The sequence below is a fragment of the Streptomyces sp. NPDC088194 genome, assembly GCF_040702025.1.
Taxonomy (GTDB): Bacteria; Actinomycetota; Actinomycetes; order Streptomycetales; family Streptomycetaceae; genus Actinacidiphila.
Map to the genome: position 1 here is coordinate 1 of NZ_JBFBIV010000156.1, position 12,307 is coordinate 12,307.

Below are 12,307 nucleotides of genomic sequence, written 5' to 3' on the forward strand. Positions count from 1 at the left end.
TCGTGCTGGGGGGGGCTCCGGGGGTCCGGCGGGGGGGCGTCGCCCCGCCGCCGGGTGGATGACGCGGTGGGGTCAGGACGCCGGGTGGTGGTAGCCGTCGTACGGCACGCCCAGGTAGGGGAAGTGGTCCAGGTACGGGTTGGTCACGTCGGCCGGGGTGAGCCCGTCGGTGATCTGGCCGGCCGCGGCGTCAGGCGTGTACGACTTGTCGACCAGCGGGAGCGTGGCGCCGGCGATGGCGCGCAGTTCCACGGTGACCACGTCGTCGAAGACCCGGCGGCCGTTGGGGAATCCGGCGGCGTCGCCCGCGACCAGACCGAGGATGTCGGGGTGGGCGGCGGGCGGGACCGAGGTGTTCAGGCGGAGCATGTCGGCCTGGGTGGTGCCGGTGAAGTTCTCGAACCCGGGCACCACGCCCTCGGGGATGCCAGTCAGCAGGATCGCCAGCAGGTCGGCGCGGGACTTGCCCGACTTGTTGTAGGCGTCGAGGTTCGGGAACACCCCCGGGTAGAGGCCGGGCAGCAGCTTCGCCAGCTCCGGGTGGGCGACGTAGTGGGCGAAGCGCTTGTCGTCGCTGGGCGGCAGCGCGTTCCACTCGTCCTTCTCGCCGAGCGCCACCAGCACCTCGTTGAAGAGCGGGTTGCCCAGTCGCGAGACCTGCACGAACGGCCCGGACTCCTGCTCCTGGCCGCGGCCCTCCTCGATCACGCGCGCCTGGCGGCGGCTCGCCGAGGTCCATACGCCGATGGTGGCGCGCGGGTCGGACGCGTCCTTGCCGTGCCAGCCGTCCCGGGTCAGGTCCGCGATCGGCACCTGCACGGCGAGGCTGTGGACGTTCAGCTCCTTGGTGGTGTTCACGCCCGGGGCGGGCTGGGTGAACACGCTCATGCCGTACTGGTTGTGCAGTTCCTGGAACGGGCGCAGGTTGCCCAGGTCGAAGATCGACCCGAGGTCCACGTAGAAGCCCTCGGCGCGCTGCCCGGCGAAGACCTTGCAGGTCTTGCCGATGGTGTGCACCGCGGCTTGCGCCAGCTTGGCGTAGTCCGGCGTCGACAGCGGGCCGATGTTGCACGGCGGGCAGGTCAGGTCGCGGCCCAGCACGGTGCTGCGGCCCTGACCGTCCACGCGGGTCAGCGTGTAGGTCTGGAAGCGGTTCCAGTTCGGCGAGTCCAGCGTCAGGATCGGGCCGGTGTTGTACAGGAAGCTGCCCGGCGTACGCATCCTGGTGGTGAAGCGGAACTGGTACGTGACGTCGGCGCGGCCGTCGCCGTCGTTGTCGACGTGGATCTCGTAGAGCACGTCGTCGCCGAACTCGTAGAAGTTCGGGCCGCCGGCCGGGTTCTGCAGCGGGATGTAGTTGGCGATCAGGGTGACCGCGTCGGGGCGGTCCGGGCTGACGAACGCGTACACGTCCGTGCTGTCGGCCACGGGGTCCTTGGAGATCTCCGGGGCTTCGCGGTGGGAGGACATTCAGCGGGCCTCACTGGTTCGGGGGTACGGATACGGGAACGCGGGGCGGGTGCGGGGGCGCGGGGGCGGGAACCCGGGCGGGCGGGAACCCGGGCGGGCGGATCGGGGTGCGGACTCCCTTGGCGGAGAAGGGAGTCGGACCGCACGGGGGCCCTGCCGTCAGCGGGCGTGCCGCAACAGGGCGCGGGTCAGGTCCGGGTCGACGACCCGGTGGTGCTGCTCGCCGTGGAAGAAGTCCAGCTCGCCGCGGGCCGCGTCACCGACCCGGACCATCAACGGCTCCTGGGACAGCTCGGGCTCCTCGGCGACCGCCGGCTCGGGCGCGGCCTTCGCCGCGGCGGGCTCGGCGGCCGCGGCCGCGGTCGCTCCGGCCGTACCGGCGCCGAGGACCACTCCGGCGGCGAGCCCGGCGGCGCCGATCATCCCGGCGTTCCTCATCAGGCCCCGCCGGTCGACGCCCGGCCCGGACGGGCTCTCTTCCCGCGGGTGCTGCGGGGGTTGCGGATGCTGCGGGTGCTGTGCGGACATGCTCGCTCCTTGGCTCGGTGGAAAAGCGCGACGGCCTTCGCGGTTCGGGTCGTGCGACACCGGAACAGCTCGGCGCCACCGAATGCGGGACCCGGGAAAAGGCCGGTCGCGAGGTCGTCAGGAACCGGATCTCCCGGATTCCGCGGCGGGGAGAAGGACTCGGTGGCACGGTGACGGATATCGGGAACCGCGATCCTCGGCAGGGAAAGTCGCGACCGTTTCGGAGTGAAGCGGCCAGGTGCCCTCCCGTCAAGATCCAGTCCGCCGCCCGACGCCACCGCCACGAAGGGCGAACCGGACGTTCCCGCAGGCCGGGACCGGGCCGTTGATGCTTCAGAGTGAATCTCGCGGGCAAGGCGCCGTCAGCCCAATCCGCGCCACCCGCGGCGCCGAAGGGAATACGGCAGGCCGTCTTCAGGAGGTGGATCGGACCACTCGTCCCGTCACGGAAAACGTGCACCCGCGTGCTTCAGGCGCTCTCGATTCCCCCGTGGGCGCTTCTCTCCCGTGCGCTCTTTTGCCCGGCCACGAAATACCCCGCGCCGTCACGGGAGTTCCGGAAATCCTCTGATCCCCGACACCGGCCCCCGGCGTTCCGTACGTCAACGCCCGCACCCGCCAGGGGAAGGGGCAGGGGCGGTGCGCCAAGAGGGCGGTGCGCGAGGGAGCGACGGTACGGCGGGGACGCTTCGGTCGGTGCCGAAGCGTCGCGCGCGCATGGTTCGGCCATGGACACACCCACAGAACGGCCGGTGCGGGCGCGAACCACCGGCGATGACGTCGCGACGGCCCACCCGCAGGACCTGGAGGTCCGGCTGCCCGACCGCCCCGGCGCGCTGGCCGACCTCGGACAGGCGCTGGGTGAGCGCGGGGTGAGCCTGGAGGGCGGCGGCGTCTTCACCCGCGACGGACAGGCCGTCGCGCACTACCTCGTCGACGACGGCCCCGCCGCCCTGGCCGCCGTCGCCGCCGCGGGGCTCGGCCCCGCCCTCGCCCGCGACGTCGTCATGGCCCGCCTGGACCAGGGGACACCGGGGCAACTCGGCGCGCTCGCCCGCCTGCTCGGCGACGCCGAGGTCAACGTCGAGGCCCAGTACAGCGATCACGCCGGCAACCTCGTCCTCCTGGTGGCGGACCGGCACCTCGCCGCGTGCCGCGAGGTCATCAGGGCGTGGCGGCGGCGCTGATCCCCACGCTGTCGCGTGCGGCCACTGGTGGGGGCCTTCGGACTCGGCGCCGGGTGCCGGATGATGGGGGCTGACGGTGGGGCGGCGGGTGTGAAGGGCGGCGCAATGGCAGACGGTGAATCCACCCGGTCCGGGCCGGACGTTCGGGCGGCCGGTAAGCGGCCGGAGAGCGTCGTGGCCGTCACCCGGCCCGAGGACGAGGCCGGTCCCGCGCCCGTGGCGGGTGCCGGGACCGGGGACGGGAGCAAGGCCGAGAACGGGGCCGAGGCCGGGAGCAAGGCCGAGGCCGGGGACGGAGGTGCGGGTCCGCGGCGGTCCCTGCGCCGGCGGCTGGGCGGGAGCGTGGTGTTCCTCGTCCTCGCGCTGCTGTTCGTCCTGCCCTGGTGGACGCTGTTCGGCTCCGGCGCCGGCTGGCCGGTCCCGGTCTTCGTGGCCGGCACGGTCGTCTTCGCGTGCGGGCTGGTCGCGTTCCCCTTCCTGATGGTCGCGGGCCACGGGCGCCGGCGGGCCGACCGGGCGGCCCGGGTCGCGGACAGCACCCTCGGTGTGGTCTGGGTGCTGTTCACCTGGTCGGTGCTGGGCGGTCTGGTGCACCTCGTGCTGATGGGGCTCGGCACCGGCGGCGCCGACCGGGGCAGGGTCGTCGCCGTGGCCGTCGCCGCGGTCTCCGCCGTCCTGCTGGCCTGGGGGCATTACGAGGCCATGCGCGTACCCCGGGTGAAGCGGCTGGACGTGCGGGTCCCGCGGCTCGGCGACGGCCTGGACGGGACCCGGGTCGTGGTGCTGGCCGACACCCACTACGGGCCGATCGACCGGGCCGGCTGGTCGGCCCGGGTCGCCGAGGCGGCCAACGCGCTCGACGCCGACGTCGTGGTCCACGCCGGCGACATCGCCGACGGCACCCCCGTCCAGCGCCGGGAGCAGTCCGCGCCGCTCGGCACGATCCGCGCCCGGCTGGCGAAGGTCTACGTCACGGGGAACCACGAGTACTTCGGGGAGGCCCAGGGCTGGCTGGACCGGATGGCCGAACTCGGCTGGGAGCCGCTGCACAACCGCCATGTCGTGGTGGAGCGCGGCGGGGACCACCTGGTGCTCGCGGGCGTGGACGACGTGACCGCGGAGTCCTCCGGCCTGGCCGGGCACCGCGCGAACCTGGCCGGCGCGCTGGCCGGAGCGGACCCGGACCGGCCGGTCCTGCTCGTCGCCCACCAGCCCAAGTACGTGGAGCAGGCCGCCGCCGCGGGCATCGACCTGCAGGTGTCGGGACACACCCACGGCGGGCAGATCTGGCCGTTCAACTTCCTGGTCCGGATCGACCAGCCGGTGGTGCACGGCCTGAGCCGGCACGGCGAGCGGACGCAGCTCTACACCAGCCGGGGCAGCGGCTTCTGGGGCCCGCCCTTCCGGGTCTTCGCACCGAGCGAGATCACGTTGCTCACCCTGCGGCCGGCCGGCGACGCCGGCTGACCGGCCGGGCAGGCGGACGAGCCGGGCCGGCCGGCGAGGCTCCGGCCCCGCGCGCCTCGCGGTGCGGCCGGGCGTCCTCAGGGGTCCTGGTCGGGCCAGGTCGCCGCGAGGTCGTCCAGGCTCGGGAAGCGGGGGCCGGGCACCATCTCCCGGAGGGTGCGGCCGTTCAGCCAGCAGACCTGGAGGGCGTCGCTCTCGGTGTCGAGTACGCAGCACGCGCCGCCGCCGGCGGCGGCCAGGCCGGTGAACACCGTTCTGACGCTCGCGGACCGCTCGAACATCACGCTCATCCGCGACGTGGCCGCGGTGAACTCCAGCGCCGCGTAGCGAGGGTGCGGCGCGGACGCGAACCGGACCGTGAGGTAGATGTACCCGATCCCGGCCCTCCCGAGCCCGTCGGGTCCGGGTCCGGGTTCGGGTTCGGGTCCCGGTGCGCGGCCACCGCCCTCCACGTACGCGCGCACCGCGTCGTCGACGCCGAACATGATCGTGGTGTCGAGATCCAGCGTGCCGCCCGCCGAGCAGTCGACCGGCTCGCTCGCGAAGTTCGAGGTGAACGGGACGACGAGCGGCACGCCGCCCGGCAGGGTGACCTCAAGTGGCGGCACCCTGCCGGTTCGTGGCGCCAGTTCCGCGAGCGCGGCCAGCGTCCTGGCGACGTTCCGGGCGGGGACGAAGATCTCGTAGCTGTAGTCGAGCCCCATGCGATTCCCCCGTTGCCCCGTTGCCCCGTTCCCCCGTTCCCCCGTTCCCCCGGTGCGCCGCACCGCATCCTCCCAGAGCGGGAGCCGCACCGCGCGGGGTCAGCGATGGGCGAAGACGGCTTCCCAGCGCGCCGGCGACTCCTCCTGCTTCGTGTGCCGCGCTCCGGAGAGCGGGACCTCTTTGCTGCTCCCGACCGTGACCATCACCAGGCGGGTGCCGAACTCGTTGCCGCCGGGCGCGATGTCCCAGGCGATGAGGTGGCGGTCGTCGACCCAGGCCAGCAGCTTCTGCCCGCGCAGCAGCGCGGCCCGCTTGCCCGTGACCGGGTCGAGCAGTTCGGTGGCGGTCTTCGACCCCTCGCCGGCGAAGTCCCCCGCCATCAGTTTGCCGTCGGGTGACAGCCCGGCCGGGGCGAGTTCGGGGTCCTCGTGCTTCTCCTTCGCCGGTGCGGGCACCGTGGTCCCGTCGAGGCTGAGGAAGACGAGGTGGGGCTCGGCCATCCGCAGCTCGGTCAGGAGCGTCCCGTCGTCGTTGAACTGCAAGGCGGCACCGGAACCGACGGGGAGGCCCTGGGGCATCGACGTGTCGGGCGCCAGCGCGTGCCACCGCGCCGCCCCGGACGGCAGGTCGATGACGGAGAAACCGGTACGGGAGTACTCCGGCTGCGGCTGGTACGACGTCCCCTTCGCGTCGGTGACGGACATCCGCTTGGCCCAGAAGAGGCGGTTCGGGTTCTGGTCGTAGGTGGTGACCACCAGCTTGCTGCCGTCCGGCGAGAGGTCCAGGGCGGCCGCGCCCTGCGGCACGGGAATCCAGTGGGTCACCCGGCCCGTGCCGAGGTCGAGGATGCCCACCCGGCGGGCCGGGAGCGCCTGTTCCAGCACGGCCGCGGTGCGCAGACCGGGGGCGACGACCACGTCGGACCAGCGCGAGTCCGTCGCGTAGCGGCCGGTGTCCGGGTCGAGCAGGCTGTAGGTGCGGGTCTGGACCACGTCGTGGTCGGGCTGGCGGACGTCGCGGGTGGAGTAGTAGGCGGCCAGCACCTGGTTCCCCGCGGAGATACGGTCGCGGGGCGGGGACTGCGACGGATGGCTCTCGACGCCGGTGACGGCGGGGATGTCCGCTGAACCGTCGTGCCGGGCGTGCCGGTCCGGCCCGTGGCCGGAGTCCAGCATGGTGGGCGTGGCCACCGCGGCGGCGACGGCGACCACGGTCACGACGGTCGCCGCCGTGAGGCCGCGCGTCCTGTGCCGGGCGCGCCGTGCGAGGACCCGCACGGCCAGGTCGGCGGGCGCGGGCCGGACGGACTCCGCTTGCTCGCGGAGCGTGTCGCGGACGAGTTCGTCGAAGGTCACGGTCGTACCTCCAGAGGGGTGCCGGGGGACGCCGGGCGGGCGGCGCCCCGGGGATCGTCGGGCAGGCGGGTGGGAGCGGCGGGCCTGTCCCGACCTGCGGGGCGCCGGGCCCGCGCCGGATCGGGTGGTGCGGTGCGGGACTCGGCGTCCCCGGCGTCCGCCGCGCTCGCCGGGCCTGCGGTGTCCTTCGCGTCCGTCGCCCGCGCGGCCTCCGTGCCGGTGGACCCTTCGGACTCGTCGGACCCGTCGGACGGCGCAGGAGCGCCGGCCGGGCCGCTGACCGGGCCGCTGTACGGCGCCTGCCCGTGGCCGGGCTCGCGCTGGGCGGCGCTCCGCGGCGGCCGCGGTTCCGCGGACCCGTCGAGGTCACCGAGTTCGGGTGCCAGCGCGCGCAGCCGGGCGAGCGAGCGGTGGGTGGTGGAGCGCACCGTGCCGACCGAGCAGCCGAGCGCGCGGGCGACCTCGGCCTCGGGCAGGTCCTCGAAGTAGCGCAGCACGAGAACGGTGCGCTGACGGGTGGTCAGCCGGGCGAGGGCGCCGCGCATCAGCAGGCGCAGGTCGGCGGCGCCGGTGCCGTCGCCCCCGGCCGCGCCGTCCGGCGGCTCGGCGACGGACACCTCCTTGCGGCGCCCCTTGAGCCGCCACCGGCTGATCTGCTGCCGGTACAGGACCTGCCGGACGTACGCCTCCGGCTCGTCGATCCGGCGCCACCGGTTGGCCACTTTGACCAGCGCGTTCTGCAGCAGGTCCTCGGCCGCGTGCCGGTCGCCCCCGCTGAGCAGCACGGCGGTTCTCAGCAGCGCGGTGGATCGGTTCGCCACGAACTCCTGGAAACTGTCCTGGTCTTCCGCATCCATGGTCACCTTCGCTCTCCGGCGGCCGATTGCCCCCTCCTGCCGCTACTGACGCGCGCGGGTGCCGCCGGCTATGCCTCCCCTGTGCACCCGCCGAACCGCACGCGGTACGCCCGCTATCGTGCGGCCGTGATCGGTTCATCGGCACGGCCCCTGCTCTTCCTGGACGTCGACGGACCGCTCATTCCCTTCGGGGCGACCCGGGAGGAGTACCCGAACGGCCATCCCACGTACACCGCGCAGGACAGCGGCTCGCATCCGCTGCTCGCCAGGGTCGATCCCGGACTCGGGCCCCGGCTGTCGGCGCTGCCGTGCGACCTGGTGTGGGCCGCCACGTGGGAGGACGAGGCCAACGAGTGCCTCGCGCCGCTCCTGGGCCTGCCGCGACTTCCCGTGGTCGCCTGGCCGGAGCCCTCCGAACGGGGCGAACTCCGAGGTCTGCACTGGAAGACCCGCGCCCTGCGGGACTGGGCGGCCGGCCGGCCGTTCGCCTGGCTCGACGACGAGATCACCGAGGCCGACCGCGCCTGGGTGCGGGCGCACCACCCCGCCCCGGCCCTCCTGCACCGGGTCGACCCCCGCCACGGCCTCACCGCCGCCGACCTCGCCACCGTTGACGCGTGGCTGCGCGCGGCGCGTTGACGTCAGGCCCGCGGGGCGCCGGGGTGCGTTCAGGCCTTCACAGCGAGACCGTCGACGAACTCCTTTATGTGGCCCAGCAGTTGTCTGTGGTGGGGTGGGGTGAAGACGTCGAAGTGGCCGCAGTCCAGGTCCCGGACGGTGAGGCGGGTGGCGAGCGAGCGCCAGCGGGCGATCTGCGCCTCGCGGTCGGGGCTCGCGCAGGCGAGCAGGAGCGTGGGGGTATCGCTGGGCTGTCGGACGCGATGGGCTCGTGCGGCGGTGAGATGGGCGGCGGCGGTGGAGCGCAACAGCGCCGGCTCGAAGCCCGAGGACAGCCCGCCGGCGGAGTGTTCGATGCTGTCGAGCGGATGGGAGCGCAGCAGCGCGTTGTCCGGTTCCAGTTCGGGGTGGCTGTCGATCATGACGACAGCGGGCGGCGGCGTATCCCCGGCGTTCCCCGCGGCAGCGGCCTGCGCGGCCAACTCCCAGGCGAGGATGCCGCCCAGCGACCAGCCGGCGAGCAGGGCGGGCGGTCGGGGCAGCGCGTCGAGGAGTTCCCGGTAGGCGGCCGCCATCCGTGGGACGCTCCGCTCCGGGCGCTCGCCGGGCAGCAGGCCCGCCGCGCGGATGCCGTGGACCGTGCCGTGCCGGGCCAGTTGGAGCGTGAGGCCGACGTACTGGCCGAGCCCGCCGCCCGCGGGGTGGATCAGCACGGTGTCCAGTGGACCGCTGCGCCGGCCCAGGGTCATGAGCAGCCCGGGGTCCTCGCTCATCGGCCGGCCCGCTGGGTGACGGCGCCGCACACCAGCGCCACGACCGCCGCGACACCCGCGCTCACCGCGGCCGGTACGGCCACTACGGCGCGCACGGTGGTCACCGTCCACGGGCCCACGCCCTCCAGGGCCCAGCCGGTGGCCGGGAAGGCCGGCGAGAAGACCACCGCGCCCGCCACGGCCGGCACGCTCCCCGGCACTCTCGCTCGATCGGCGCCCTCCGCTACTGCCGCCGGTGCGGCGGCTCGCCGGGTGGTCGCGCCGGGCTCCACGTTCATGGCGGGGCCTTTCCTCATCGGGCTCGCATCGAACGCGTCGGGCTGATCGGGGATTCCGCAACAGCGCCTGGCAGCAAGGCTAGTGACCGTGGTCCGCGCCGGGCGCTTCGGCGAGGCGGCCCGGGACACGGGCAGTCTACGGAAGGCGTCGGAACAGACCTATGCGTCCCAGCCCTTGGGCCGCGCCCTGCGCGACGGTTCCGGTGCACGCGGGCGCGCCGCGGACAGCCGGGCGGCGGGTCCTTCGGGCGGACGCCTCCCGGGCCGGATTCGCCAACGTCCGCTGGTCGCAAGGGGGTTCGCCCGGTGCTTCGGGTCCCCTCCCGCGCGAGATGCCGGGATGGCCGATTCTGAACCGTGCCGGGGTGCCAACGCGTCCCCGTGTCAGGCCACTTGAGGACCCGCGCCGGGCGACCGTAGCCGGGCGGAGCCGACCCCCGAGGGTGCGGCACGGGCCACAAGCACCCGGCAGAACGGTCGAGTTCACGCCCTCCCCGGCCAACTCCCCTGAGGCCAGGACGTGCGAAGGGCCCCACCCACTGCGGCGGGACCCTTCGACCGTAGGACGGTGTGGCGAACGGTCAGCGTGCGCCGGCGAGCGCGGGCACCGACCAGACGTCGACCACGACCTGCCGGTGGTGCGGGCGCGCCGCCGCCGCCGCGCCGTCGGCGTAGTTCTGGTCGACCTGTGCCGCCTCGGCCGCGTCCGGCGTGGCGTCGGTGCACGAAGTGCCGGGGCCGTGGCCGGACATGAGCTCCGAGCAGGGGCCGCTGTAGTCGTCGAGCAGTCCGAGGATGTGGCCGGTCTCGTGCGCCGCGATCCGGGTCACGTCGTAGCCCTCGTCCACCGCTTCCTGGCCCAGCTCCACCTCACCGCTGCCGCCCGGGAAGATCGGCCCCAGCGTGGTCTCGGGCCAGCCGTCCGTCGCCACGTAGACGTAGTCGGCCGAGCCGGGCGAACTCGCCGGCACCAGCTGCACGTTGTGCACCGCGTCGTTCCAGTTCTGCACGCCCTGCGTGATCGCGCTCGCCCACTGCCCCGCCTGGCTGGCGTCGTACGTCAGCGTGACCACCGCCGTGGTCGCCTTCGGCGCGGAGTGCGCCGAGGCGACCCCGCACGTCGTGCCCAACATGGCCGGGATGAGCGCCGCCATGGCGACTGTTCGCTTGATCATGAGACTCGTGCGCCTCCTTGGCATCAGTTGCACCAGAAGTCACCAGAGCATCATGAGCACGACAACCTCCACAAGTACCCGGCACCCGGCAGTTCCCGAACCCCCGCCCGATCCGGGCGGGTCGGCGGCCCACGGCACCGCGCCTCCCCGGCGCCGGGGCAGGCTCCGCGCCCGTGCTAGATTCACCTGCTTTTCTTCAATGACTGGGGGGTTCTTGAAATGCGACGCATCACCGCGTTCGCCGGCACCGCTGCCGTGCTGACGCCGCTCCTCCTGATGAACGCCGGCTCCGCGTCCGCCGCGGCGAGCAGTTCACTGACCGTCAGCACCATCGGCCGGGACGGGAGGTCCGTGTCCAGCCGCCCGCAGGCGGTCAACGTCAAGACCCACGACCTGTACTACCTGACCAGCGGCAAGGCGGCGAAGCTGCCCAAGGGCAGTTACGACGTGATCGTGGACGTCTTCAACACCCGGGACGGCACCGACACGCTCGGCGCCAAGCGGGTGACGGTGTCGGGCGGTTCGAAGACGACCATCGACGCCCGGCAGGGCCACGCCGTGAAGGCCGCGCTGAGCCCGGCCGCGCCCAGCGGCTACGACCAGCTGTTCACCGTCGACCTGTGCACCACGGAAGGCTCCGGCGACGTCGGCGCCTGGGCGGGCACGGGCACCCTGTTCGTGATCCCGTCGTCGCTGTCCACGGTCGAGTTGGCCTACGGCTCGACCTGGACGCCCGGGAGCGGCGACGGCCGCAGTCCCGTCTACGTGGGCGCGGGTGTGCACAAGAAGGGCCTGCCGAGCGGGCTTTCCACCACCTTCCACCAGTCCTCGCTGGCCTCGCTCAAGGTGACCGCCCGCCGCGGCCCGGAGACCGGCCGCTCGAACGTCGAGATCACCCGGAACAGCAGCGACACCTGCCAGGCGTCCTCCGCGCGGGTGGACGCCACCGCCACGCTGCCGTACGGCTTCACCGCGCACCTGACCGGCGGGTCCTGGCAGGTCTCCGAGACCGCCGACGACTTCGTCTACGGCCCGACGCACCAGTACAGCGCCGGCAAGAGCTACGGCATCACGCTCAACCGCGCGGTGTGGGGCCCGAGCGGCGGCCTGCCGTACACGTGGGGCTCCGGACACCGGCTGTACTTCGGGGACATCGGGATGTTCACGGACCCCGTGCTCGGGACCCCCGGCACGGCCACGACGACCTACAAGCTCACCAAGGCCGGCAAGTCCCTGTCCACGAAGTCGCACCAGCCGGTGATCAAGAGCGCCGGCTGGTACACGCTGACCGAGTCGGCCACCCGGCACCCCCTCCACAAGCTCGCGGCCGACGCCTCGTCCAGCAAGGCGACGGTGAGCATGCACTTCTACGCCGACCCCAAGGCGACCGAGCAGGTGCGGGGCTATCTGACCCGGTTCACGCCGGTGGCCCTCGACTCGTCCGACCGGGCCCGGCCGGGCGCCACTACCACCATCGACCTGGGGATGCTGCGGAACAGGTCGTCCGACCCCGAGGTGCGCCAACTCTCCGACACGGCGAAGAAGGTACGGGTCTGGGCCTCCTTCGACGGCGGCAGGACCTGGCACGCACAGACCGTCAAGCACCCGGGCGGCACATGGACCACGACCGTCCACGACCCCAAGTCCGGTACGGTCTCGCTGCGTTCGACGGTGGACGACAGCCACGGCGATTCGACGACCACCACCGTCGTCAACGCGTACACGGTGAGCTGACGTTCGCCGCGGCGACCGGGCGCGGAAACGGCGCGCGCATGCGGTTCGCGCCGGCGGGGGGCCGGCCGGCCGGGCGGGGCCCCCCCCCCCGGGAAACCGGCCGGCGCCGGGGCGGGGGGGGCCCCCCGCCCGGGGACCCGGCGCCCGGGCGGGGAGGTGG

At 73.7% G+C, this 12,307-nt stretch carries 11 protein-coding genes and 1 pseudogene; 4 read left to right on the plus strand and 8 right to left on the minus strand.

Annotated elements, in window-relative coordinates; genetic code table 11:
• Positions 1 to 72 precede the first annotated feature (72 nt).
• Complete coding sequence (locus AB0399_RS38890; RefSeq protein WP_329367441.1) at positions 73 to 1,470, minus strand: DUF4331 domain-containing protein; 1,398 nt, start codon at positions 1,468 to 1,470, stop codon at positions 73 to 75.
• A 159-nt stretch (positions 1,471 to 1,629) separates the two neighbouring features.
• Entirely contained in the window at positions 1,630 to 1,998 is a 369-nt protein-coding gene (locus AB0399_RS38895) for a hypothetical protein (RefSeq protein WP_366414494.1), read from the minus strand.
• Positions 1,999 to 2,726: 728 nt separating this feature from the next.
• On the opposite strand from AB0399_RS38895, the gene AB0399_RS38900 reads away from it, so the two are divergent.
• On the plus strand, positions 2,727 to 3,185 hold the full coding sequence (locus AB0399_RS38900; protein WP_366414495.1) for an ACT domain-containing protein: 459 nt from the start codon (positions 2,727 to 2,729) through the stop codon (positions 3,183 to 3,185).
• A 105-nt stretch (positions 3,186 to 3,290) separates the two neighbouring features.
• Entirely contained in the window at positions 3,291 to 4,652 is a 1,362-nt protein-coding gene (locus AB0399_RS38905) for a metallophosphoesterase (RefSeq protein WP_366414496.1), read from the plus strand.
• Between the two features lie 77 nt (positions 4,653 to 4,729).
• Here AB0399_RS38905 and AB0399_RS38910 read toward each other — a convergent pair whose 3' ends face one another.
• The 3 genes and pseudogenes from AB0399_RS38910 to AB0399_RS38920 all read right to left on the minus strand — a co-directional run.
• Positions 4,730 to 5,356 (minus strand): hypothetical protein, encoded by a 627-nt coding sequence (locus tag AB0399_RS38910; protein ID WP_366414497.1) that lies wholly within the window; start codon positions 5,354 to 5,356, stop codon positions 4,730 to 4,732.
• A gap of 99 nt (positions 5,357 to 5,455) precedes the next feature.
• Positions 5,456 to 6,712 carry a hypothetical protein gene (locus AB0399_RS38915; RefSeq protein ID WP_366414498.1) on the minus strand — a complete coding sequence of 419 codons (1,257 nt, stop codon included), beginning with the start codon at positions 6,710 to 6,712 and terminating at the stop codon, positions 5,456 to 5,458.
• A gap of 371 nt (positions 6,713 to 7,083) precedes the next feature.
• Positions 7,084 to 7,569 (minus strand): annotated as a pseudogene (locus tag AB0399_RS38920) (SigE family RNA polymerase sigma factor); the annotation flags it as partial.
• Between the two features lie 126 nt (positions 7,570 to 7,695).
• On the opposite strand from AB0399_RS38920, the gene AB0399_RS38925 reads away from it, so the two are divergent.
• Entirely contained in the window at positions 7,696 to 8,208 is a 513-nt protein-coding gene (locus tag AB0399_RS38925) for an HAD domain-containing protein (RefSeq protein WP_366414499.1), read from the plus strand.
• A gap of 29 nt (positions 8,209 to 8,237) precedes the next feature.
• Here AB0399_RS38925 and AB0399_RS38930 read toward each other — a convergent pair whose 3' ends face one another.
• The 3 genes from AB0399_RS38930 to AB0399_RS38940 form a co-directional block, all read right to left on the minus strand.
• Positions 8,238 to 8,960: an alpha/beta fold hydrolase gene (locus tag AB0399_RS38930; protein ID WP_366414500.1), complete on the minus strand. Its 723-nt coding sequence runs from the start codon at positions 8,958 to 8,960 to the stop codon at positions 8,238 to 8,240.
• A complete protein-coding gene (locus tag AB0399_RS38935; protein WP_366414501.1) occupies positions 8,957 to 9,238 on the minus strand; it encodes a hypothetical protein in 282 nt (93 codons plus the stop codon). Before AB0399_RS38935 ends, AB0399_RS38930 begins: the two co-directional genes overlap by 4 nt.
• A 581-nt stretch (positions 9,239 to 9,819) precedes the next feature.
• Positions 9,820 to 10,413, minus strand: a complete 594-nt coding sequence (locus tag AB0399_RS38940; RefSeq protein ID WP_366414502.1) for a snapalysin family zinc-dependent metalloprotease — start codon at positions 10,411 to 10,413, stop codon at positions 9,820 to 9,822.
• Between the two features lie 219 nt (positions 10,414 to 10,632).
• Here AB0399_RS38940 and AB0399_RS38945 point away from each other — a divergent pair, with 219 nt between their 5' ends.
• Complete coding sequence (locus AB0399_RS38945; RefSeq protein WP_366414503.1) at positions 10,633 to 12,147, plus strand: hypothetical protein; 1,515 nt, start codon at positions 10,633 to 10,635, stop codon at positions 12,145 to 12,147.
• Positions 12,148 to 12,307 lie beyond the last annotated feature (160 nt).

Excerpts from the sequence above, each read along its gene's own strand:
- AB0399_RS38890 (WP_329367441.1), bottom strand. The coding sequence starts at position 1,470 with ATGTCCTCCCACCGCGAAGCCCCGGAGATCTCCAAGGACCCCGTGGCC.
- AB0399_RS38895 (WP_366414494.1), bottom strand. The coding sequence starts at position 1,998 with ATGTCCGCACAGCACCCGCAGCATCCGCAACCCCCGCAGCACCCGCGG.
- AB0399_RS38900 (WP_366414495.1), top strand. The coding sequence starts at position 2,727 with ATGGACACACCCACAGAACGGCCGGTGCGGGCGCGAACCACCGGCGAT.
- AB0399_RS38905 (WP_366414496.1), top strand. The coding sequence starts at position 3,291 with ATGGCAGACGGTGAATCCACCCGGTCCGGGCCGGACGTTCGGGCGGCC.
- AB0399_RS38910 (WP_366414497.1), bottom strand. The coding sequence starts at position 5,356 with ATGGGGCTCGACTACAGCTACGAGATCTTCGTCCCCGCCCGGAACGTC.
- AB0399_RS38930 (WP_366414500.1), bottom strand. The coding sequence starts at position 8,960 with ATGAGCGAGGACCCCGGGCTGCTCATGACCCTGGGCCGGCGCAGCGGT.
- AB0399_RS38935 (WP_366414501.1), bottom strand. The coding sequence starts at position 9,238 with ATGAACGTGGAGCCCGGCGCGACCACCCGGCGAGCCGCCGCACCGGCG.
- AB0399_RS38940 (WP_366414502.1), bottom strand. The coding sequence starts at position 10,413 with ATGATCAAGCGAACAGTCGCCATGGCGGCGCTCATCCCGGCCATGTTG.
- AB0399_RS38945 (WP_366414503.1), top strand. The coding sequence starts at position 10,633 with ATGCGACGCATCACCGCGTTCGCCGGCACCGCTGCCGTGCTGACGCCG.